This window comes from [Flexibacter] sp. ATCC 35103 (assembly GCF_001975985.1).
Taxonomy (GTDB): domain Bacteria; phylum Bacteroidota; class Bacteroidia; order Flavobacteriales; family Flavobacteriaceae; genus Flavobacterium.
On the sequence record NZ_MTQF01000011.1, the window covers coordinates 20,846 to 42,465 of the forward strand.

Sequence of the window (21,620 nt, forward strand, 5' to 3'; positions counted from 1 at the left end):
ACGATTGAAATTACTTCAAAGCAAAAGCACTCTAAGTCTAACTTAGAGTGCTTTCTTAATTTTGGTTTATTTTGGTTTTGGTTTATTTCTTATAAAAATTCTCCGTGTTGAGAAATGTCTAATCCTAATTCTTCTTTTTCTTCAGTAACTCTTAGAGGTGTAATTTTATTTACTACAAAGAATAAAACATAAGAACCTACAAAAGCGAAGATTGAAACGATAACTAAGGCAGTTAATTGATTGATGAATAAAGTTGGGGTTCCAAAGATTAAACCTTGATTGTCTCCAACAGCAGGATTGATAGCTTTAGAAGCAAAAACCCCTGTTAATAACATACCTACCATACCACCAACACCGTGACAAGCAAAAACGTCTAAGGCATCATCAATTTTTCCTTTAGGGAATTTGCTAACTACAAGGTTACTAACAATTGCAGAGAAAGCCCCAATAAAAATAGCGTGAGGGATACTTACGAAACCTGCAGCTGGAGTAATAGCAACAAGACCAACAACAGCTCCGATACAAGCGCCTAGTGCAGATAATTTGTGTCCGATAATTTTATCAAGGAAAACCCAGGCCATAGCAGCAGCGGCAGCAGCAACAGTTGTAGTTCCTAAAGCCTGAACAGCCAAGCCGTTTGCTCCAAGTGCAGAACCTGCATTGAAACCAAACCATCCAAACCATAATAATCCTGTACCTAATAATACATAAGTAATTCTGGCAGGATTAACTTTCTGGATTTTTCTTTTTCCTAAGAAGATTGCTCCGGCTAATGCAGCCCAACCAGCACTCATATGTACTACTGTTCCTCCTGCAAAATCTAAAACTCCCATTTTAAAGAAGACTCCATCAGGATGCCATGTCATGTGAGCTAAAGGTGCATATATAACTAAAATAAATAAAACCATAAATAATAAATAAGCCCAGAAACGTACACGCTCTGCAAATGCACCAGTGATTAATGCAGGTGTAATGATGGCAAATTTTGCTTGAAACAACGCGAATAACATAAACGGAATAGTTGGGGCAAGACTCCATGCAGTGTTAGTACCAACACCTTCAAAGAATAAATTAGTAGATGGATTTCCTATAATTCCTCCTATTGTAGGACCAAAAGCTAATCCAAATGCAACCACAACCCATAAGATAGTAACAATTACCATTGCCATGAAACTTTGTAACATAGTACTGATAACGTTTTTCTTACCTACCATTCCTCCGTAGAAAAATCCTAATCCTGGTGTCATAAGCAATACAAATGCAGTTGCTACAATCATCCAGGCTGTATCTCCTGTGTCAAACTTTACTGCTTCTGCCGGAATTGGGCTGTCAGTCAGGATAAAGTTTGATATAAAGGTTAGTACCAAAATAGTGATAAGAATCACACTTAAAATAATTTTTCGCATAGTTATTTAGTTTTAAATTTTTTATAAAAGTATAAAATGAATCGACACCCCTATAAAAAATAGAGTTCAATACTTAATTTTTGTTAATTTTTAAATTTAACCCCCTATATTTTGCTTGTATTTGTTAAAATCAACTTAAAATTTACAATTTATTAATCAAAATTTTTAAAAAGTAGGTTTTTAGTGGCTTTGTTAACAAAATACAGTCATAATAATTTCAATTTTAAGATTAATTATGCTTAAATATTTAAAGAATTGATCAAAATCGTTTTGATTCCAAATAAAAAAGGCATCAAATGAATTTTCAAATGATGCCTTTTTTAAGAAGATACGTTGATCTATTTCTGGTTGAATTTTGCTTTGAATTTATCGCTCAATTTAGTTTGAAAAGTTTCTAAGTTAATTGATCGTCCCTGAATAAAAGCAGTCGTTAATTTATTTGTTCTCATGTCAAGTGCATCACCTTCAGATATAAATAACGTTGCATCTTTACCGGTTTCTAATGTACCGCAAGTAGCATCAATGCCTAATAATTTTGCCGTATTAGAAGTAATAAGCTGTAATGCTATTTCTTTGTCTAAGCCAAACGCAGCGCAGGTTCCTGCCAGAAACGGAAGATTTCTTACGCTCATACGTTCGTGATCCCCGCTATTTTCAAGACCAACTACAATACCTTTATCAGTAAGTATTTTAGCGATTTTATACGGAAGATTTACATCTTGGTCATCACTAGTTGGCATATCATGAACACGTCTTAATAAAACACCAACATTATATTTTTGCAAGACATCGGCTGATTTATAAGCTTCGAAACCTCCAACAATAACAATTTTTTTAATCTGGTTGTCTACGGCTAATTGTATAGCGTCTACAATTTGTTTCTCTTCATCTGCATGAATGTACAGCGTTTGCGATCCGTCAAAAAGTCCTTTTGTCGCTTCTAAAACCACATTTCGTTCTTTTGAAGGAGTTTGATTGTAAGCTTTAGAATTAATTAAAAATGCAGCTATTTCTTCCACTTGTTTAGGGTAATCTTTGTTTGCTTCGATTATTCCGGGTTCAAACCATGATCCAGATCTTTTAAAGTTCGATGGAAAGTTAAGATGAATTCCGTCATTCTCTTTTATAATAGCATCTTTCCAGCTCCAGGCATCTAATTGTACTACTGAAGATGTTCCTGAAATTCTGCCTCCACGAGGCGTAATCTGAGCGATTAAAACACCATTTGGGCGAACAGTTTCTACTACTTTAGATTCTGAGTTATAAGCAATAATACTTCTTACATTGGGATTAAAACTTCCAATTTCTTCCTCATCATCAGATGATTTTACTGCATCAATTTCTACCAGACCTAATGTTGCATTAGGAACAATAAATCCCGGATAAACATGTTTTCCGCTGGCATTAATGGTAGTATCAAATGCATTGGCAGCAAGTCTGATTGTTGTAGCATCGGCTACTATAGTAATTTTTCCGTCCTTAAAACCAATCGCACTATTTTGAATAACGGTTCCGTTACCTAAATGTGCAGTTGCATTTAAAATCAAAACAGATTTAGTTTCTTTTGGTGCCGGTATTTGCTGCGCTTTTATTTGTACAGAAGCACAAACTGCGAGCAGCATTATATATATGTTTTTATGTATCATATTATGTTTTTTTTATCTTTCTGAATTTTCTAAAGCTCTATAATTCTTCTAAAGTATCGCAGTGATATTCTTTTTTCTCTTTTCTTGTAGGTTGTTGTGTGCCTGCTCCTTTATTTTTTTCTTGTAACATTTGCCCAATCAGCAAGCTTCTTTCTTTAGTAATGGCCAATTGTTTTTCAGCGTCTTTTTCGATATCAAAATAAACAACACCTTCAATAATTGTTTTCTCGGCTTTAGCATAAATAGATAATGGATTATCGCTCCATAACACAACATCAGCATCTTTACCTACTTTAAGACTTCCTACTTTATCATCTATGTGTAATAATTTGGCAGGATTCAGGGTTACAAATTTCCAGGCATCTTCTTCAGAAATATTTCCGTATTTTACTGCTTTTGCAGCTTCCTGATTCAATCTTCTGGACATCTCTGCATCATCAGAGTTATAAGCTACAACCAATCCTTCGTTATGCATAATTGGTCCGTTGAACGGAATTGCATCATTTACTTCAAATTTATAAGCCCACCAATCAGAGAAAGTAGAAGCTCCAACTCCGTGTTCTTTCATTTTATCGGCTACTTTGTAACCTTCAAGAATGTGAGTGAAAGTATTTACTCTAAAATTGAATTTCTCGGTAACATTCATTAACATTAAAATCTCAGATTCTACATAAGAGTGACACGTAATAAAACGTTCTTTATTTATGATTTCTGCAATAGTCTGCAATTCTAAATCAACTCTTGGCGCTTTTCCTTTTTTAGAACCTGCGTTGAATTTTTTCCAGTTTTCGTCATATTCTTTTGCACGTTGAAAATAATCCGTAAAAACCTGTTCAACACCCATTCTGGTTTGAGGAAAACGAGTTGGATTATCAATTCCCCAATTCGCTTGTTTTACATTTTCTCCTAAAGCAAATTTGATGAACTTAGGTTGGTTTTTGTATAACATTTCATCCGGAGAAGATCCCCATTTCCATTTTACAATTGCAGAACGCCCACCAATAGGGTTTGCAGATCCGTGCAATAACTGAGAAATTGTTACACCTCCGGCAAGATCCCTGTAAATATTAATATCTTCAGAGTTTACTACATCCTGAATCGTAACTTCGGCAGTCGAGTTATGACCCATTTCGTTTACGCCTTTAGAAATAGCAATATGCGAGTGTTCATCAATGATTCCGCTTGTAATATGTTTTCCTTTTGCATCAATTACTGTAGCAGATGCATCTGAAAGATTTTTACCAACGGCAGCAATTTTTCCGTTTTTAATTAAAACATCCGTTTCTGTTAAAACGCCTTCTTTTTCGTTTGTCCAAACCGTAGCATTTTTAAACAATAAAGTTTGAGCCGTTAGTTTTTTTGAATCACCAAAAGCAACGTTAGGATAAGTTGTTGGAATTATAGGATTTGGTTTTTCTACTTTGGCAGTATCTTTTACAGCAACAAATGCACTTGTTCTTAAAGCAGTCCAGGTTAATTCATCACCATTTGATAACACTGCTTTTCCTGATAAACTTTCCGGTTTTTCTATAAAACCTGTTAAACGGGTATAGTTTGATTTAATCGTATCTGCAGGTTTGATTAAAAGGGAAATCCAATTTTTAGAAACAGCAAAAGTTGTTTTTAATTTTTTTGCATCAGCTGTAGTTATTTCAGATTTTGGCGCATCAGCAGTTCCGTCGATTTTCCATTTATACGTATCTTTTCCAACTGTTAAGTCGTAATTTCCGCGAATATCTTTTCCGTTAATATCATTTACTACATATTTCGTTCCCTGAACCCAGTTTTCATATAAAACCGTTTTCTCGTCAAAAATTTCGCCTGAAGTAATGACAAAATTCGCATAACTTCCGGTTTTTAAACTTCCAACTTCATTGCTTTTTCCTAAAATAGCAGCCGGAATTGTTGTTAATGCTTCTAAAGCTTTTGTTTTATCAAAACCATATTTAATGGCTTTTAATAAATTAGGTTTAAAATCTTCGGTCTTTTTTAATTTGTCAGTTGTCAGCGCAAAAACAACACCATTATCAGATAAAACTTTTAAGTTTGAAGGTGCCTGATTCCAGAAACGCATATCTGTCAATTCTATTTGATTTGATAAATAGGGGTTTGAAACATCATAAGCCTCCGGAAAACTTATCGGAATAATATATTTTGCGTTTGTATTTTTGATTTCGTCTATTCTTTCAAACTCATTTCCACTTCCTTTTAGAACATAACTTAAACCAAATTCTTTAGCGATTTTAGCCGCTCTCAAACTATTTAATTTATCTTCTGAAGCAAAAATCTGAACTAGCTTTTCGTTGCTTGCCAATGCTTCTAACGATAAATCTTTAGTATCAGAATTTCCTTTTTTATACCAATCCAGGTCTAAATACATCTGACGCAATAAAGCCATCATACCCATTAATGAGCTTGGATAAGCCTGATTTGTCAAGGCACTTCTTGAAAAAGCAAAGTGGTTGGTGATTTTATTCGAAATAATTTGTTTGCTGCCTTCTGCATTATTCAATGCAACTAAAACTCCGGTTCCCTGAGCAATTCCGTCAGGAATATGAGTTCCAACAACACCAAAACCGGCTTTTAATAATTCTTCGGCTTTTGGCTGGTCATATTTAAACGTTTCATACGTATTTACTTCCGGACGAACACTTTCGTTCCAGTAATAACCAACTCTTTTCGTATCGTATAATGGGTTACGATCGCGTCCTCTGGTTACATTAGCTTTTGGTTTTTCGACTCCAAAACTGGTATAAATATCAATAAATGAAGGATAAATTGTTTTTCCCTCAAGATCAATAGCGATACTGTTTTTAGGAATTGTAATATTATTTCCAACTGCAACAACTTTACCATCCTGAATGAGTAAAGTTCCTTTTTCGATTTTTTGAGTTGGTGTAACATAAATCGTGGCATTGGTAAAAACAGTGTAATTCTTGTTTTTGTTCTGCACACTTTCATTAATAGGGAAGTATTCCTGAGCGTAGGTTTTTGTTAAAAAAACACTCAAAAAGAGTAGGAGTAGGGCTTTTTTCATAGTTAATTTGCAATTTTGTTGCTAAAAATATGAAATATATGTTATCTAAAATTTATTTAGTAGAATGTTTTTTCTTTATTTAGATAATATTTTAATTAAATCGTTGATAAGTAGCACTTATCGAATAGTATGAAAAATAACAAGAGTATAAAATGGGGAATTATTGGCTTGGGAAACATTGCAAATCAATTTGCTGCAGATTTACTGCTGTTAGACGATGCCCATTTATTTGCAGTTGCATCCAGAGACCATGATAAAGCAATTGCGTTTGCAAAAAAGTACAATTGTACCAAAGCCTACGATTCTTATGATGCGCTTTTTAAGGACGATCAGGTTGATATTATTTATATTGCAACGCCACATGATTCGCATGCCGAATTATCTATAAAGGCTTTAGAAAACGGTAAACATGTTTTATGCGAAAAACCATTGGCTTTATCTTATAAAGATGCTGTTCTAATGGTTGAAGCTTCAAAAAAGAATAATAAATTTTTTATGGAAGCATTCTGGACACGTTTTATTCCGTCTGTTCAGGAAGTTTTAGCTAAAATAAATCAGGGAATTATTGGCGACGTAAAATATATAAAAGCCGATTTTGCTTTTTATGCTGATGAAAAACAAGGCGGAAGACTTTTTGATAAAAATCTAGGCGGAGGCGCTTTGTTTGATATTGGCGTTTATCCCTTATTTCTCTCCTATATAATGCTTGGGATTCCAAAAGAAATTATAGCAAAATCTATTGATCATAAAAACGGAATTGATCTTCAAACTTCGATAATCTTGCAATATGAAAATGCTCAGGCAGTTTTGCACGCTTCAATAATTTCAGAATCTGATATGAAAGCAACAATAAGCGGAACACAAGGACATATTCAGCTTAATTCTCCGTGGTATATTGCTGATGGATATTCTGTTTCTAAAAATCATAAAGAAGAAAATTTTATTTTGCCAAACCTGGGAACAGGATATATTCATGAAGCAATTGAATGTCATAATTGTATCAGAAATAACCAAATCGAAAGTCAGCTTTGGTCGCACCAAAACAGTTTGGACTTGAGTAAAATAACAAACCAAATTAAAACCCAAATTGGGTTAGAATTTTAAAAAATATATTTTGTAGTAAAAATATTATAATTTAAGATTATTTTCATTAGATTTAAAAATATTTAATGAAGAGATTTTATGTTAGTAAAAGTTTACGGAAGCGCAGTTTTTGGAGTTGAGGCTACTACAATTACTGTTGAAGTTCATATGGATAAAGGAATTGGTTATCACTTAGTTGGATTGCCTGATAATGCAATAAAAGAAAGCAGTTACCGAATTGCTGCTGCGCTTAAAAATAATGGTTACAGTTTACCCGGCAAAAAAATAACGATCAATATGGCACCAGCCGACTTAAGAAAGGAAGGTTCTGCGTATGATTTACCTTTAGCAATGGGAATTTTAGTAGCTTCAGATCAGATAAAAGCTCCTGAAATTGAAAATTATGTCATTATGGGAGAGCTTTCTCTTGACGGAAGTTTACAACCTATTCGCGGCGCATTACCTATCGCCATAAAAGCGAAGGAAGAAGGATATAAAGGGTTTTTTCTCCCCATTCAAAACGTAAAAGAAGCGGCTATTGTTGACGGGTTACATGTATATGGAGTAGAAAATGTGCAAGATGTAATTAATTTTTTTGCCGGTAAAGGAACTCTTGAACCCACTGTTATTGATACAAGAGCCGAATTTTATAAAACTTTAGATTTTCCTGAATTCGATTTTTCTGATGTTCGCGGACAGGAAAGTATAAAACGATGCATGGAAATTGCTGCTGCCGGAGGGCATAATATTATATTAATTGGCCCGCCCGGAGCAGGAAAAACGATGCTTGCCAAACGTGTACCCAGTATTTTACCGCCAATGACTTTACGAGAAGCATTAGAAACGACTAAAATTCACAGTGTTGCCGGAAAATTAAAAGAAGTTGGTTTAATGAATCAGCGGCCATTTCGTAGTCCGCATCATACTATTTCTAATGTTGCACTTGTTGGAGGAGGAAGTTACCCGCAACCCGGAGAAATTTCGATGGCTCACAATGGGGTTTTGTTTCTGGACGAATTACCGGAATTTAAACGTGATGTTCTGGAAGTTATGCGTCAGCCACTTGAAGATCGTGAAGTAACTATTTCGCGTGCTAAATTTACGGTAACTTATCCATCATCGTTTATGTTGGTGGCGAGTATGAACCCAAGTCCAAGTGGTTTTTTTAACGATCCAAGTATGCCAAATACTTCTTCACCACATGAAATGCAGCGTTATTTAAGTAAAATATCGGGACCTTTATTAGACAGGATCGACATTCATATTGAAGTTACACCGGTTCCTTTCGAAAAATTATCTGATGATCGAAAAGCCGAAAGCAGTGTTGAAATTAGGAAGAGAGTTACAGCCGCGCGGGAAATTCAGACCAAGCGATTTGAAGAAATGGAAAACATACATTATAATGCCCAAATGAGCAGTAAATTAATCAGGGAGTATTGTGCACTTGACGATCAATCAAAAGAATTATTAAAAACGGCTATGGAACGATTAAATCTTTCTGCCCGTGCCTATGACAGAATCCTGAAAGTAGCCCGCACAATAGCTGATTTAGATGATGCACCATTGGTGATCTCACAACATATTGCCGAAGCAATTCAATACAGAAGTCTCGACCGGGATGGCTGGCTTGGCTAATCCCGAGACTGGGATTGCGAAGTTTGTGGCTAGAAATTATTCGAATTTTAAGCTTGCATTTTTCGACATTAAATAAGAAGTTAGCTTTTTTATTTTTCCATTTTCCATTTCAAAAACATCACAAAAAACAGCATTTAATATATTTCCGTTTTTCATATTTCCCTGAACTGCACCTTCAGCAATGACAACATCGTTTTCTTCAACAAGTTTTATAATTTGAATTGTTGGGCTTCCAACAAAATTGTCATTCTCAATTTCCTTATCAAATTCTTCTTTGCCAACATGTTGATAGATTCCCGGCATTTCCCAAATAATATCATCAGTAAGGCAAGCAAGGATTCTTTCATGATCACTTACTCTAAAAGCTTCCATGTATTCGTTTACAGTTTGTTTATTTGCAGTCATATTCATAAAAAATTAAGATTTGAAGACTTTATTCACTCACTTTTTTATATTCAAGAGTTCCCATTTGGGGCGTTGTAATAATACGTTTTGTGGTATCAAAATAATCTATTGTAAATTTTATTGGCAATAACACGGCGATAATAGTAAGTTCAGAATTATCTTGAGATAATTTCCATTTGGCTTTGTGTGATTCATCTCCAACAAGACTTTCAAAATCTCCATTCTCTCTAAAAACCTGAAAAACCTGATCTGTTTTAAAATAATCTTTAATGTCTTTTTCCTTACCCTTTTTTTCCCATTTTACTAATTGCCATTTTCCAATAAGTTCTTTAGAAGTTTGTGCATTTACCAAGCATCCAATTAAACAGATAAGGATTAAAAAAACTTTTTTCATAATAATTTGGTTATTAGAGTTGTAGGGTAAAATTAATGATTTTTAGAAATATTCCAAAAACTAATTTTTCTTCTCGTCACAAAACCTAGTTTTTCATAAAGAGCAATTGCGCCAATATTACTTTCGACTACATGCAAATAGGGAATTTTGTTCTCATCAAAAATTTTATTAACTGCATGCGTAATCAATTGTTTGGCATATCCTTTTCCTGTATGATCCGGATGCGTTATGATAGCACTGACCTCTGTAAAGTCATTCATTTTCATGCGTTCGCCCGTAATTGCAACTAATTTATTTTCCTTAAAAATCCCAAAGTAATTACCAAGCGACGGAGTTTTGTTTTTAAAATATCCCGGCTGTACCAAATTGACCAAATGAACTAATTCATCATTATTTTTCTCAGTAAGTTTAATGATTTCTGCAGTTATTGGTTGCTGTATTTTATTGTAAATAATCATTTGAAGACAGACTAATTCTTTTGCAATCTTTAGATAATCAGCTATTTCAGGTTTTTCTCCCACAATAAAAAAGCTTTCTGCTAATACCGAATATTGATTTATGGCGTCTAAAGTGCTTTCAGCTTTAACAAAACCACCAAACGGACAATAATCAGGATTATAAAACTGAGTTCCGTTATAATCGATGGCAAATGCAGCATGAGTTTCTGATAAGGAATTCCATACCGGATTATCTAATTTGTATTCTTCTGTATTTTTCATTCGTGTAATTTTTATCAATTATCATAAACCTTTTATTCTTTTTCTTGTATCGGATAAAAGAATTTAAAAGAATTTGAAGCTGCCGGATGTAAAATCGTAGCATGATTTTCTTTAGGAAAATAGTCAAAGTATACTTTTATGTTTTTGCTTTTTGTTGCTTTAATTTTTTCGGCAAGTAAATTAGCATCGACTTCCATGACTCTCGGGATCTCTGTTGGGGTAAGACCTTCTTTGCCCACCGCAATATAAATATCAGTTTGCTGATTAAAATTCTCCTGAAAAATAATACTTTCCTGATTTAGTATAGAACCATTATTCCACCAAATGCTAGGGCTTACAATAACGTATTTATTAAAAAGAGTTGGTTTTTTTAATAAAATTTCGGTTTCAAGTAATCCGCCTAATGATTGCCCAATAATAGTTTTTGAATCATTTGTTTTGTACTTTTTATTAATAAAAGGCTGTACTTCTTTTTCGATAAAAGCAATAAATTTATCCGAATGTCCTGCAGTAGCAAAACGTTTTTGATCTTTTTCTATAGTTGTAGGAAACGTAAAATCTCTTCTTCTGTCAACCGTAGCGATTCCTACAACAATAGATTTAGGAACCTGATTGATCCATTCAAAACTATTAAATTGTACTAATCCTGCAATGTGAATAAAGTCTTCGTCTGCTGAACCATCCAATACATAAATCACGGGATATTTTGTCGCATCTTCTGGCTTATAACCTTCTGGAAGATAAATATTCAGAATTCTTTTTTCTCCCAGTTCCTTCGATTGTATTTCGTCTATAACACCTAAAACAAAAGGTTTGCTTGTTTCTGTTGTTTTCGATTTATTGGTTTGGCTAAAAATTAAAGCTGAAGTAAAAAACAGGATTGTAAGAGTCTTAAATTTATTCATTATTGGGTATTAATTAAATACTTTGAGTTTTTAAAAAAGTAGTTTTTTGAATAACGAAAATACGAATTAAAAGTTGAAAAAAAATCCCATTTGCCACAAGACGAACGGGATTGTATAAATAAAACATAGAAAATATTATGTTCTCGAAGCAAAAATTTTATCCAGACCTTGCATCGCAATTGTGAATCCTTCCTTGAAGCCCATTTCGATTATTTTTTCCAGGTCAGAAAGATTTTCATGTTTGATGGCAATATCTACAATAGTAGTTTCTCCTTGTTCTGAAAAACTTACATCCCAGTCAGAGCGAGGAAAATCTTTGTTTAGATTACCTTCGCTATCGCAAAATGCATCTAAATATTTAAAATTAGTTTTTGGGGTTATAGACGTAAAATCTGCCAAAGCCCAATGTTCTTCGCCTTCCGGACCAAGCATGGCGTAGAGTCTCTGACCGCCTTCTTTAAATTCCATTCTCTTTGTTTTGGCTTTCCATGGGGCAGGAGCCCACCATTGGTCAAGTATTTCGGCTTCTGTCCATGCTGACCACACATTCGAAAGCGATCCATTAAACTCACGTTTTACATTTACAGTGCTAGTTTCTTTGTCTACAGTAAAATTCATTAATAAATCAGATTTCATTTTTTTAAGATTTAAAATTCATAAATATTTGACTAAAAGCGGTTTTGATTTTGTGTTTCAAAGATTTTATCCAAACCATCCATGGCAATTGTGAATCCTTCTTTGAATCCCATTTCTATTATTTTTTCTAACTCAGCCAGACTATTTCTTTTAATTGCAATATCAACAATGGTTAAATCTCCCTTTTCAGAGAAAGTTACATCCCAGTACGAACTTCCAAAATTTGGGTCCGGATTTGCTTCGGCATCGCAAAAAGTTGAGGAATATTTAAAATTTGTTTTTGGAGAAATTGAACTATACTCAAAAAAGCTCCATTTTTCCTGATTTTCAGGCCCAACCATTGCATACAATCTTCGTCCGCCTTCCTTAAATTCCATGCTTTTTGTTTTAGACTTAAATGGAGCCGGAGCCCACCATTGGTCTAATATTTCAGGTTCTGTCCAGGCTGACCAAACATTAGCAAGCGATGCGTTGAACTCCCGTTTTATGTGTACCGTGCTGTTTTCTTTGTCTACAGTAAAATTCATTAAAAGATTAGATTTCATTTTCTTTAGATTTTAGATTCATTAATACTTGATCGAGCTGACTGAAACGGTCCTCCCAAATTTCTTTAAATTGGGTTAACCATTTGTCAATTTCTTTCATTTTGTCAATTTTCAGTTGGTAATAAATTTCTCGTCCTATTTTTTTTTCCTCTAACAATTCACATTCGTTTAGAATTTTGATATGTTTAGAAACTGCTTGTCTTGTGGTATTAAATTGTTCTGCAATAGTATTTGGTGTCAATGCATTTGTAGCAACTAACACTAAAATTGCTCTACGGGTTGGGTCAGCAATAGCTTGAAATATATCTCGTTTCATTTTGATTTAAATCTTAATTAGCAATCAATCAGTTGCAAATATACGCAACCTTTTGGTTTCTTAATGTTTTTTTTGATTTTTTTTAGCTTGACAAAAAAAAAGACGTACATTTTATTGTACGTCTTTGTGTATAGATATAAAAATTTTAATGGTTAGACCATTCTGTATTAATAGATAATTTTTAGTTCTCCCAGTTTTCAATTATATTATCATTCCATAATTTTTGGGCATAATCTTTAAACACTTTTGGAGCTTTTGTAAAGTTTTCATCCATTTTAAATTCTCCGCCCAAAAATGATTTTTTATCGTTTTCATCACTTCCAACCTGAACTTTGTTTTCTCCGCGAATGGCATATTTATTACTTCCCTCATACATAATAATTTTCATATTAGAAGGGCTTACATCGCCATGACAAACGGTTTTATACATCAACCAGACTTCAGCAATTCCGTTATTATCTAAGTCGGTAACTTTAAAAGTATTTTTAACAAATGATGCCACAATATCAACAGGACAATCAGAAATGAAATCATACACTTTCCAGGTTTGTTTTGCTTCATTATCTGAGATTATATAATGATAAGCAAATAATTCAGCATCGCTGCTGTCCTCAGCTTCATGTTTGAATTTTTTACTGGTATAAATGCCGGTTTCAGTTGTAATTACAATATTATCTCCTGATTTATCTTTCCATCGAACTGCATTTTTAATAAAACCTTCATATTTTACAGAAGCAGGAAGTTGTGTAGAATCAATTTTATTTACTTCTAAAATCATATGTTCAGTATTGCTTAATGCTGAGTTTTCTTTTGTTTTTACTGACTCTTTTGCATCTGGTTTGCAACCTGTAAACAGCATAGCAAGTAAAGAAAGTATTGCAATATTTTTGAAATGTTTTTTATTTAGCATCGTTTTTTTTAATGGTTTTGTAAAATCTATAAAACTAATTTTTTTTAAATAACAGTTTACTAATATCGCTTTTGGAAAACATTTATGATATGAATAAGTGTGAGTTTATCCCCTGAATTTATTCCTGACAATAATATCTTTAAGCCGTGCTTTCAGGTCTTCGCCAGTATCAAAAACCATTTGTTCATTGTTAGGGAAAGGCACCGCACGTTTATTAAAATAGGTCATATAATTATCTTCGCAGGCATTTCTGTCGCCTTTGTAAGTCGAATAAATATTCTCGAAAATAAATTCGCTCGTTACCGGAAACGATTGTAGCAATTGATTCGTTTTTACGTCTACATAATCTACTTGTGCCGTAACCTGACATGATTTATATTGTCTGAATTCGTAAATATTGGCACGAAGTGTTCTGTAATTATCTACTTTTATTTCCTTGCCCAAACTATCTTTCACAGGTCTTCCGCGATTGTCTAAAAGTGTTTTTACGCCATCTTTAACCTGTCTTTCTTTAATGAATTCTTTCTCTTTAATTTGTTCAGGCGAAATATTAATTTGTCTAAAATTGATGATTAAGCTGTAATCGTACGTTACGCTTTTTTGTCTTACACTATGATAAACCGTCCATTTATCATTTAATCCATAAGTTTTAAAATCGAGTAAATCATCCTGAAGCTGTTTTGGAATCACCATATTAGTTCGGTTTTTGGCGTAAACGTCTACAAAATCAGTTCCTTTAAACTGCGCATCATCCATCAGTTTTTTTGTGTTTTTATAATTTGGATTAATGCTTTCCAGATAGAAAAAATCATCATATGCTTTTCTAAAATCCAATTTATTATTCGATTTTAAAAGAGACGAAGCATTTTCATATAAATATTTCGAGAGTACATTTTTGCTGCTTACAATCTGATCAGAATAATTATCAAACGCAAAAGACGCATTTTTTCCTTGTTTCAATAATGGCAAAGGCAATAAAGGCCTGATTTTTTCCTGACGGTTATTTAGTTGCAAATACGTGTTGTATATACGTTCTGAATTGGCAGGATTTGCCTCTTTTATCATCAAATCAAGATTGCGTAAATCCCTGTCTTTTGCTTTTGCAAAAGCTTCTTCGAGTAAATACACATAATCTTGTTTTCCTTTAGAGTCTTTTTTTGTTCTCAATGCTTCAACAGCACGATCGATTGCGCCATCATAATTTCCGTCACTTAATAGCGACTGAGTTGTTTTTACACCACATGACCCAAGTGTCAAAAATAATATAGAAAATAGTAAAGTAATTTTTTTCATTCTAAGACCAGTTGATTTTCAAGCTGTAAATATATCTGTTTTAGATGAATTCAGGTAAAGTAAGTTTTGAAATTTTAGAAGCAGAATTTTTCGTTTTTATAAAGACCACTTTTCCCGCTTTCGCCTATATCTCTTCACCCCGATAACTATCGGGATTACGAGGATAACGGCTCTATCGGGGCTAGATTAGAAATTTAGTTTTTACAAGAAACTTTGCCCAAGCAGTGAGTTAGTTTTTGCTTAAATATTATTTTTCGCGTAATATTATTTTAAATTTTTCAATTTGTCTTCTGTGGCGTAAAACATGTACAATAGCATGTTCTATTATTTGTTCAATATCATAAACTTGTCCCCACGAAGTCACTATTTTTTTAGTATTGTCAGATTCTTCGAGTTGATTGTCTGTGATATTTTTAAAAGTGTCCTCTGTAAAAATAAAAAAATCAGCCAGATCCTTTTGATAATCAGAGATTGTAGTTCTAAAAACATCATCAAGAAAATCGCTTTGATCCCCAGATAATTGCTTAATATATAACGCATAAGCATATCCGGAACATACAATATGTGCCAATATTGACTGAACCGATTCACAACCGGAATCCTGAGTAACAGTATCAACGATTGTGGTGAGTTCTTTGTCGTTAATGTCTGAAATTATTTGACTTAAATCTAAAATAGCTTTTTCGTATTCGTCAAGTAAAGATCCAATGGCACCTTGTCTGTAAATTTTAGTCATGTTTTGTGGCAATTATTGATTTAAAACACAATAGTCATCTTCAAAATAATAGAACTTTTCAAGAGCATCATATTTATTTATACTCTTTTCCATTAAAAATTAATTTTGAAGTTTTTCTTTTAATAGTTTCCTTAGCGATACAATCATCGTTTGTGGGGATATTTTTAGTATTGACCGTTTTAGTTTTAACAATAATATTATAAAAATTGTTAGTCATCACCTTATCGATATCAATAGTCGAATTGTTGTCTTCAAATTCTCCGGCGCAATTCGTATCCCATTCGCCATTAGATTGCGAAATTTGATAATTTTTAAGCACTGGCTTTAGCGAATTTTTATCTGTAATATACAACGATAAGTCACTTTCGCTGTACGGATTAGGTCGGCTACTGCCGGTATAATCTACCCGAACTCCAAAAGCTCTTGTTGTTTTATTTAAAATATATAATCCTGTATCGATCGTTATACTGCTTAACATTACAGCATCAGATGTCCAGGCATTTGGCTCAATAAATTTGTTGATTATTTTTCCGGTCAAATTATCAACTACGAGTATATAAGCATCTGCCACAAAATAATCTACAGATACTTCTGATGCGTATTTGGCAATCACAAAAACGCTTTTGCCTTTATCATATGGTAATACTTTCTGAGTAAAAAGTTCCTGATTTATTTCGCTTTCCTTTATCTTAAGCTGTTTTAAAACCGACTTTAAATGATTGGTATTTTGTGAAAACGAAAACTGAAAACAAAATAATAAAGCAACCAGGAAACATTTTTTCATCAGATTTTTATTTTTTAAACTTTATGATTTTTCAAAAAGCGGTTGTTGATTTGTTTAGGCTACTTTAAATATCTCGCCGCCGCTTTTTATATAATCAATTGTTTTGCCTAAATCTTTCATTTTCTCATCATCATCTATTTCTGTAATTTCATCTACTAATTCTTCAGATTCCATATTTTGTTCGATTGCTCCATTTTCATCTTCAATTGAGTTAAAAGAGAAAACGTCTGTAACCGTAATTTTTTTGTATGCTATAATGCAATGACCATAATCTAATATTGTTTTCGTTACGATATTTCCGCCTACATTTAAAACATGGTCACAAAGAGAATCTCCTAAGATTACATTTGCAGCGTTTAAGTCGCCCATAAGATACATGCTCGACAGCGTAATTAAGCTCTTGCAATTTACATTTCCTAAAACAATAAGCATAGACGAATCTACTTGGTAGCAATCTTCAATTATATTCGTAACATTAAGATCGCCGTTTACAAGGACAATATCGTTTCCTACGGTTAAGTTTTCTAAATTAGTTTCTCTTGGATACAAAACAATTTTACCTGCTACTTCGTAAAATCCGTTTAATTCATCAATAAGATCATCCTTAAGTACAGAGTTGTTTTCGTTGATTAATTGAATTGCATCGTCTAAACTAATTTCTTTAAAATTCTCCATTTTTATCAATTTATTTTTAGTGGTTTTTAGCGTTAAAGATTGTGATTATTGTAAAATCTTATGCTAAAAATATAAATAAATACTTATAAATATTAAGGAGTTTTTTATTTTTTTGATGAACCAAAACTTATGTTCTCAGAATCAGTTTTTTAGGATTTAAAAGGGAAAGTTTTTTATTTTGGCCAGTATAAAAAATTAAATTTATGACCATCAGGATCACAAAATCCAAAGAAATATCCTTTTCCATACTCTTGTGGTTCTGCAAAAATAGTTCCGCCGGCTTTTTTAACGATTTTCTGCCATTGATCTACCTGATCTTTACTATCTGCCGAAAGTGAAAATATAATTTCATTTCCAAGTTTTAAATCTGCCATTTCATCGTTGACAGCCCATTTAAATCTTTCTTTTATAAAAAAATGAATTATAAAATTGTCATCGCCAAAAAGAAAACTCGTTAGTTCGTTAGACGTATTGTGACCGTTTTGTTTAAAGCCTAATTCGGTATAGAATTTCGTTGTGCGTTCTAAGTTTTCGACACCCAGATTTGCCCATATTTTTTTCGTTTCCATTAGATTTATTTTAAAAATTAGAATTCAATCCGGATTATATAATCGGATACTAAATTTAGGAATTTTTTAAAAATAAAATATAGAAAAGAAACGCTGCTGTTCTTCTTTACAGATTCATAGACATATATGACAATGTTTTATTTAATAGATGCACAACATTCATCTAACACCAGGAATGTTTTATTTTGCCTTTCTGATTTTTACCTGATACACAATTTCCCAAAATATTATTGATAAAATAGCATTTGTAAATATTGCTGTTTTAACCAAATAAGGATCATATTTTGCCAGCAAATGTAGATTAGCAAATTGCACTGCTAAGAATAACGATAATGCTGCAATTGCAATAGAAAAAATTATATTTAATATAGAAGTCCATTTTAGGGCAAAGAAAGTATAGATTAGGTTTAAAACTGCAAAACCACAGCCTAAAGTAACGTACGGATCTGTTTTTAATAATTCTCCTAACGACAATAAAAGTGAAGTCGTAGAAAGGTATAGAAAAAATAGAATGGAGTAAATTAGAATTCTTATTTGTATTTTCATTTTGATGTTTTTTTGCTTTGGCGAAATTACGAATTAAAAATGAAGCTGTAATTAAGGTAGATTTGAAAAACGGTTTTTGTTGGTAAGAAGTGAGTAGAATTCGTAGACAAATTCAGTTTCATTATAACTGTTAAGAAATATGTATTAAAAAATTTAAAATTGATTAATTTTATATAATATTTTTTAAACAATCCTGATAAATTACTTCCCTCCATTTTTCAAAAAGGTCAATTAATGTGATAAACAATTCTTCGGACGGATTTTCAGGTTGAGGTCTTTTTAGCAAAGTTCCAATTCCAATATTATGTGATTTTCCGGAATGATTGATAGCATAATGTTGCCTATTCATATCTTCCATAAAGGTATCGGCATAATGTTTTTTTAAAGTTAAAGGATCTAGATTTATTATTTCCGAAATTATATTTTTAATCTCAGAAGGTATTTCGCATTCAAATTGTTTTTCAAAATTTTCAAAATTTTTTCTGCGAAAACTTATCACAATTTTGCATTCAAAAATTAAATCAATATAGATTCCTAAACTTAACAATCGTTCGCTCCAACCATCAGAATGATCATAAGAAAGAATATAATCTTCATTTAGTTTGAAATTTCCTGTAGAGTCTACTTTTCGTATATCAATCAATTCAAAATTCATTTTCTAAGATTTGGTTTGGTAGCAATTTGTTCCATTTGCTGTGTAGTATTTACTTATTTTAAAATTGCTTCTATTTTAGCTTCTGATTTTTCTTTTATTACGCTGTCCGGACGAAAACTCCAGATGATCAGGAATTTTCCTTTTGCCAGATATTCTTCCGGATGTTCATCTGTGGGCTGACCGTCTTTTCCCCAAAGTAATCCTTGCAGAAACCGATCGCCTTTAAAGGTGTGTTCAAATTCAAAATACATGATAGATCCACGATCTGTTTTATTTTTAAAACTCTGGATTGCTTTACTTTTTACGATTCCCACAATGTTGCTGTAAGTCTCAATATCAGTATAAAAATTGCAAGCCTGAGGAGTTACACAAATCTGACCGTCGATAGGTGTGTAGCCTTTTGGAATTTCTTTAGGTTTTAGTTTTAAATCAGCAAGTGTTTGGCTGAATATATTGGTAGTAAGTAACAGAAATAATAGCGATAGGGAAATCGTAATTTTCATGGTTTTCTGGGGTTAGGTTTGCTGAGCTAAAATAGTTTTTTTATTTGAGTTTGTTGAGTTTGATTTAGTGAGACAAAAATAACCTCTACTTTAATACTTTTGCAGAAGTAACTTAGCATTTTCGTTATTGGGATTTAATTTTAAAGCCATTTCGCAATTTTCTTTACTACTTTTCCTTTCATTCAAAGCATATTCTGATAAAGCGATTCCGTAATAGCTTGCATCATTTTGCGGCTCGATTTCTAAAGATTTTTTATAAAATGCAACTGACTTTTCAAATTGTTGTGTGTCGTAACATACTGCTCCAATATTAAAATATGCTTTAAAATATTTTGGATTTATTTTGATAGATTCTTCAAGTTTTTTTATTCCGATTTCAGTTTCTCCATTTTCAATATAACTTACTCCAAGTCTGTATAAACTGTTTCCTTTGTCAATATTTCTTTTTACACATTCTTGCAACGTAATTATAGCTTTTGTGCTTTCAGAGCCAGAATCATAAAGTTTATTTGAAAAAGCTAGTAATTCGCTATCATTCATTTTTGCAATTTCATTTTGCAATTTTTGGTTTTCACCTGAACTTTCTTGTTTCTGAGCACAACTGTTTAATCCAATTATTGAGATAATTAAGAATAAAGTTTGTTTCATTTTTTGTTTAGTGTTTTCGTTCATAAAAAAAGCACAAAATCGAAAATTTGTGCTTTTGTAAATTTATATTTCGAAGGAATTATTTATCTTTTAATAATTTTTCTAAATATTCGTTTTTTTCTTTTTCAGCCTGAACCAAACGTTCGTAAAGTTCCACAACTTTATCTAATGGATTGAATGTACCAATTAACATTGTTATTACCACTTCCTTGAGCGCTAGAACTATTGTCGTAAAAGTTATTAAAGAAATTAAAAACGGCTTCTTCTGAAAAATTTTCAATCGCTTCTACAGTAACTCCAAGTATTTCAGCAATTTTCTCAAGCTTTTCTTTGTCTATGAATTCGCTTGTTTCAATACTTGAAATTGTTTGCTGGCTTAATCCCATTGCATAAGCAAGGGCGTCCTGCTTCATACCTTTAAGCTCTCTGATTCGGCTAATATTTCTGCCAATGTGTTTTGGTTTTGTTGCTGTACTCATACTTCAAAGGTATTTAAAATTCTTTTACAAAATTGATGTTGGTAAAAAACATAGTTTTTTGGTGAGGTACTTGTTTATTGTTTTTTTTGAATGAACAAAAAGATCTATTCTAAATCATTTATCGAGTCGCATATGTCTTGAACATTTCCTTTATTCAAAATAAAATCATTTCCAACTACAGAAAAGCCTTCGATATTGTAATTTTCTATTAAATGAATTAATTCATGTCTTATATTTTGACCACTTCTATATTGAACTTGAGTTTGAGAGGAAGCACAGAACCTGCAAGGAAAAGGTCATCCTCTACCTGGCATTATGTGTGTCATCAATATATCTGTGTTAAACATTCTATTATTCATGATAAAATCTTCCTTTGGTATCAAGTGCCTGGCAGGCAAAGGAAACCCATCAATGTTTTTATTTAGTTTCCTTGGTGAGGTTCTAAACGGTTTTCCGTCTTTTATAAAACATACACCTTCTATTTTATCAAAGTTTTTGGTGTGAATTTCTTTAAGTATTTCAGTAATAGTAATCTCACCTTCTCCAATTCCTATAACATGAGGTTTTAAATCTAGCAAAGTTTGTTCAGGAAATAAATTTGTGTGTATTCCCCCAACCATTATTAGCGTTTTTTTATTTATTTTACTTTTAAACCTACATTCAATAAACATATTGAATGTAGCAGAAGACGATATACTAAAAGCTAGTGCATCATAATCAGAGAAGTCATAATTAGATTATCTGAGGTAAGTTTTATAATGTCTACCTGATATTGCTTTTCTTCCAATGCAGCGGCAATATATAAAGCTCAAAATGGTGGAAATTCTTTTCTTTTGGATTTATATCTTGCGACCTCCATTACTTCAGGATAAATAACTGCTACTTTCATAATTATCTAGATTTAAAATATTAAGTAAGAAAATTAGTTAATATTTAGTATTTAATATAGGATTTTTATTAATTAAAAAATTACCTAACAAAATGATAGGATTTATGATAACGAAAAGATAGAATCATGTTTAATTAACAATAAAAAAATAAAATAAGAAAATAATTACAATTTTTATATTTTTATTTTTATTTTTGTAAATATAT

Annotated in this window: 23 protein-coding genes and 1 pseudogene; 2 read left to right on the forward strand and 22 right to left on the reverse strand. The window is 32.3% G+C overall.

The annotated features are described in order from the left end of the window. Positions 1-89: 89 nt before the first annotated feature. The 3 genes from BXU01_RS19940 to BXU01_RS19950 form a co-directional block, all read right to left on the reverse strand. The gene (locus tag BXU01_RS19940; RefSeq protein ID WP_083694925.1) at positions 90-1,406 is read right to left on the reverse strand and encodes an ammonium transporter; all 1,317 of its coding nucleotides are present in this window, start codon (positions 1,404-1,406) and stop codon (positions 90-92) included. A gap of 338 nt (positions 1,407-1,744) precedes the next feature. After that, entirely contained in the window at positions 1,745-3,052 is a 1,308-nt protein-coding gene (locus tag BXU01_RS19945; RefSeq protein ID WP_083694926.1) for an amidohydrolase family protein, read from the reverse strand. 37 nt (positions 3,053-3,089) lie between these two features. Beyond that, positions 3,090-6,089 (reverse strand): amidohydrolase family protein, encoded by a 3,000-nt coding sequence (locus BXU01_RS19950; protein WP_083694927.1) that lies wholly within the window; start codon positions 6,087-6,089, stop codon positions 3,090-3,092. A gap of 129 nt (positions 6,090-6,218) precedes the next feature. On the opposite strand from BXU01_RS19950, the gene BXU01_RS19955 reads away from it, so the two are divergent. Together BXU01_RS19955 and BXU01_RS19960 are read left to right on the forward strand one after the other, a co-directional pair. Continuing rightward, entirely contained in the window at positions 6,219-7,193 is a 975-nt protein-coding gene (locus BXU01_RS19955) for a Gfo/Idh/MocA family protein (RefSeq protein WP_083694928.1), read from the forward strand. A gap of 78 nt (positions 7,194-7,271) precedes the next feature. Continuing rightward, positions 7,272-8,807: a YifB family Mg chelatase-like AAA ATPase gene (locus tag BXU01_RS19960; protein ID WP_083694929.1), complete on the forward strand. Its 1,536-nt coding sequence runs from the start codon at positions 7,272-7,274 to the stop codon at positions 8,805-8,807. A 36-nt stretch (positions 8,808-8,843) separates the two neighbouring features. Here the strand turns inward: BXU01_RS19960 and BXU01_RS19965 are convergent, their stop codons facing one another. The 19 genes and pseudogenes from BXU01_RS19965 to BXU01_RS20055 all read right to left on the reverse strand — a co-directional run bounded on the left by BXU01_RS19965 (position 8,844) and on the right by BXU01_RS20055 (position 21,145). Further along, the gene (locus BXU01_RS19965) at positions 8,844-9,212 is read right to left on the reverse strand and encodes a nuclear transport factor 2 family protein (RefSeq protein WP_083694930.1); all 369 of its coding nucleotides are present in this window, start codon (positions 9,210-9,212) and stop codon (positions 8,844-8,846) included. 28 nt (positions 9,213-9,240) lie between these two features. Beyond that, positions 9,241-9,606: a hypothetical protein gene (locus BXU01_RS19970; protein ID WP_083694931.1), complete on the reverse strand. Its 366-nt coding sequence runs from the start codon at positions 9,604-9,606 to the stop codon at positions 9,241-9,243. 32 nt (positions 9,607-9,638) lie between these two features. Next, a complete protein-coding gene (locus BXU01_RS19975) occupies positions 9,639-10,325 on the reverse strand; it encodes a GNAT family N-acetyltransferase (protein ID WP_083694932.1) in 687 nt (228 codons plus the stop codon). Positions 10,326-10,357: 32 nt separating this feature from the next. Next, positions 10,358-11,230: an alpha/beta hydrolase gene (locus BXU01_RS19980; RefSeq protein ID WP_083694933.1), complete on the reverse strand. Its 873-nt coding sequence runs from the start codon at positions 11,228-11,230 to the stop codon at positions 10,358-10,360. A gap of 135 nt (positions 11,231-11,365) precedes the next feature. Further along, complete coding sequence (locus tag BXU01_RS19985; protein ID WP_083694934.1) at positions 11,366-11,866, reverse strand: SRPBCC domain-containing protein; 501 nt, start codon at positions 11,864-11,866, stop codon at positions 11,366-11,368. 32 nt (positions 11,867-11,898) lie between these two features. Beyond that, complete coding sequence (locus BXU01_RS19990; protein ID WP_083694935.1) at positions 11,899-12,411, reverse strand: SRPBCC domain-containing protein; 513 nt, start codon at positions 12,409-12,411, stop codon at positions 11,899-11,901. Further along, positions 12,401-12,727, reverse strand: coding sequence for a helix-turn-helix transcriptional regulator (locus BXU01_RS19995; RefSeq protein WP_083694936.1), 327 nt, complete (start codon positions 12,725-12,727; stop codon positions 12,401-12,403). Before BXU01_RS19995 ends, BXU01_RS19990 begins: the two co-directional genes overlap by 11 nt. 181 nt (positions 12,728-12,908) lie before the next feature. After that, the gene (locus BXU01_RS20000) at positions 12,909-13,637 is read right to left on the reverse strand and encodes a M949_RS01915 family surface polysaccharide biosynthesis protein (protein ID WP_083694937.1); all 729 of its coding nucleotides are present in this window, start codon (positions 13,635-13,637) and stop codon (positions 12,909-12,911) included. A gap of 105 nt (positions 13,638-13,742) precedes the next feature. After that, positions 13,743-14,930 carry a hypothetical protein gene (locus tag BXU01_RS20005; protein ID WP_083694938.1) on the reverse strand — a complete coding sequence of 396 codons (1,188 nt, stop codon included), beginning with the start codon at positions 14,928-14,930 and terminating at the stop codon, positions 13,743-13,745. Positions 14,931-15,177: 247 nt separating this feature from the next. Beyond that, entirely contained in the window at positions 15,178-15,666 is a 489-nt protein-coding gene (locus BXU01_RS20010) for a DinB family protein (RefSeq protein WP_083694939.1), read from the reverse strand. 73 nt (positions 15,667-15,739) lie between these two features. Beyond that, the gene (locus BXU01_RS20015; RefSeq protein WP_083694940.1) at positions 15,740-16,450 is read right to left on the reverse strand and encodes a hypothetical protein; all 711 of its coding nucleotides are present in this window, start codon (positions 16,448-16,450) and stop codon (positions 15,740-15,742) included. 54 nt (positions 16,451-16,504) lie between these two features. After that, positions 16,505-17,125, reverse strand: coding sequence for a hypothetical protein (locus tag BXU01_RS20020; RefSeq protein ID WP_083694941.1), 621 nt, complete (start codon positions 17,123-17,125; stop codon positions 16,505-16,507). A gap of 173 nt (positions 17,126-17,298) precedes the next feature. After that, on the reverse strand, positions 17,299-17,694 hold the full coding sequence (locus BXU01_RS20025) for a VOC family protein (protein WP_083694942.1): 396 nt from the start codon (positions 17,692-17,694) through the stop codon (positions 17,299-17,301). A 180-nt stretch (positions 17,695-17,874) separates the two neighbouring features. Beyond that, positions 17,875-18,240, reverse strand: a complete 366-nt coding sequence (locus BXU01_RS20030; protein WP_083694943.1) for a hypothetical protein — start codon at positions 18,238-18,240, stop codon at positions 17,875-17,877. A gap of 169 nt (positions 18,241-18,409) precedes the next feature. After that, positions 18,410-18,895: a hypothetical protein gene (locus tag BXU01_RS20035; protein ID WP_083694944.1), complete on the reverse strand. Its 486-nt coding sequence runs from the start codon at positions 18,893-18,895 to the stop codon at positions 18,410-18,412. Between the two features lie 53 nt (positions 18,896-18,948). Beyond that, positions 18,949-19,398, reverse strand: coding sequence for a hypothetical protein (locus tag BXU01_RS20040; protein ID WP_083694945.1), 450 nt, complete (start codon positions 19,396-19,398; stop codon positions 18,949-18,951). A gap of 90 nt (positions 19,399-19,488) precedes the next feature. Then, positions 19,489-20,046, reverse strand: coding sequence for a tetratricopeptide repeat protein (locus BXU01_RS20045; RefSeq protein ID WP_165689813.1), 558 nt, complete (start codon positions 20,044-20,046; stop codon positions 19,489-19,491). Positions 20,047-20,125: 79 nt separating this feature from the next. After that, a pseudogene (locus tag BXU01_RS20050) lies at positions 20,126-20,525 on the reverse strand (helix-turn-helix transcriptional regulator). A 296-nt stretch (positions 20,526-20,821) separates the two neighbouring features. Continuing rightward, entirely contained in the window at positions 20,822-21,145 is a 324-nt protein-coding gene (locus BXU01_RS20055; protein WP_123774126.1) for a hypothetical protein, read from the reverse strand. Positions 21,146-21,620 lie beyond the last annotated feature (475 nt).

Excerpts from the sequence above, each read along its gene's own strand:
- BXU01_RS19940 (WP_083694925.1), bottom strand. The coding sequence starts at position 1,406 with ATGCGAAAAATTATTTTAAGTGTGATTCTTATCACTATTTTGGTACTA.
- BXU01_RS19945 (WP_083694926.1), bottom strand. The coding sequence starts at position 3,052 with ATGATACATAAAAACATATATATAATGCTGCTCGCAGTTTGTGCTTCT.
- BXU01_RS19950 (WP_083694927.1), bottom strand. The coding sequence starts at position 6,089 with ATGAAAAAAGCCCTACTCCTACTCTTTTTGAGTGTTTTTTTAACAAAA.
- BXU01_RS19955 (WP_083694928.1), top strand. The coding sequence starts at position 6,219 with ATGAAAAATAACAAGAGTATAAAATGGGGAATTATTGGCTTGGGAAAC.
- BXU01_RS19960 (WP_083694929.1), top strand. The coding sequence starts at position 7,272 with ATGTTAGTAAAAGTTTACGGAAGCGCAGTTTTTGGAGTTGAGGCTACT.
- BXU01_RS19965 (WP_083694930.1), bottom strand. The coding sequence starts at position 9,212 with ATGACTGCAAATAAACAAACTGTAAACGAATACATGGAAGCTTTTAGA.
- BXU01_RS19970 (WP_083694931.1), bottom strand. The coding sequence starts at position 9,606 with ATGAAAAAAGTTTTTTTAATCCTTATCTGTTTAATTGGATGCTTGGTA.
- BXU01_RS19975 (WP_083694932.1), bottom strand. The coding sequence starts at position 10,325 with ATGAAAAATACAGAAGAATACAAATTAGATAATCCGGTATGGAATTCC.
- BXU01_RS19980 (WP_083694933.1), bottom strand. The coding sequence starts at position 11,230 with ATGAATAAATTTAAGACTCTTACAATCCTGTTTTTTACTTCAGCTTTA.
- BXU01_RS19985 (WP_083694934.1), bottom strand. The coding sequence starts at position 11,866 with ATGAAATCTGATTTATTAATGAATTTTACTGTAGACAAAGAAACTAGC.
- BXU01_RS19990 (WP_083694935.1), bottom strand. The coding sequence starts at position 12,411 with ATGAAATCTAATCTTTTAATGAATTTTACTGTAGACAAAGAAAACAGC.
- BXU01_RS19995 (WP_083694936.1), bottom strand. The coding sequence starts at position 12,727 with ATGAAACGAGATATATTTCAAGCTATTGCTGACCCAACCCGTAGAGCA.
- BXU01_RS20000 (WP_083694937.1), bottom strand. The coding sequence starts at position 13,637 with ATGCTAAATAAAAAACATTTCAAAAATATTGCAATACTTTCTTTACTT.
- BXU01_RS20005 (WP_083694938.1), bottom strand. The coding sequence starts at position 14,930 with ATGAAAAAAATTACTTTACTATTTTCTATATTATTTTTGACACTTGGG.
- BXU01_RS20010 (WP_083694939.1), bottom strand. The coding sequence starts at position 15,666 with ATGACTAAAATTTACAGACAAGGTGCCATTGGATCTTTACTTGACGAA.
- BXU01_RS20015 (WP_083694940.1), bottom strand. The coding sequence starts at position 16,450 with ATGAAAAAATGTTTCCTGGTTGCTTTATTATTTTGTTTTCAGTTTTCG.
- BXU01_RS20020 (WP_083694941.1), bottom strand. The coding sequence starts at position 17,125 with ATGGAGAATTTTAAAGAAATTAGTTTAGACGATGCAATTCAATTAATC.
- BXU01_RS20025 (WP_083694942.1), bottom strand. The coding sequence starts at position 17,694 with ATGGAAACGAAAAAAATATGGGCAAATCTGGGTGTCGAAAACTTAGAA.
- BXU01_RS20030 (WP_083694943.1), bottom strand. The coding sequence starts at position 18,240 with ATGAAAATACAAATAAGAATTCTAATTTACTCCATTCTATTTTTTCTA.
- BXU01_RS20035 (WP_083694944.1), bottom strand. The coding sequence starts at position 18,895 with ATGAATTTTGAATTGATTGATATACGAAAAGTAGACTCTACAGGAAAT.
- BXU01_RS20040 (WP_083694945.1), bottom strand. The coding sequence starts at position 19,398 with ATGAAAATTACGATTTCCCTATCGCTATTATTTCTGTTACTTACTACC.
- BXU01_RS20045 (WP_165689813.1), bottom strand. The coding sequence starts at position 20,046 with ATGAAACAAACTTTATTCTTAATTATCTCAATAATTGGATTAAACAGT.
- BXU01_RS20055 (WP_123774126.1), bottom strand. The coding sequence starts at position 21,145 with ATGGTTGGGGGAATACACACAAATTTATTTCCTGAACAAACTTTGCTA.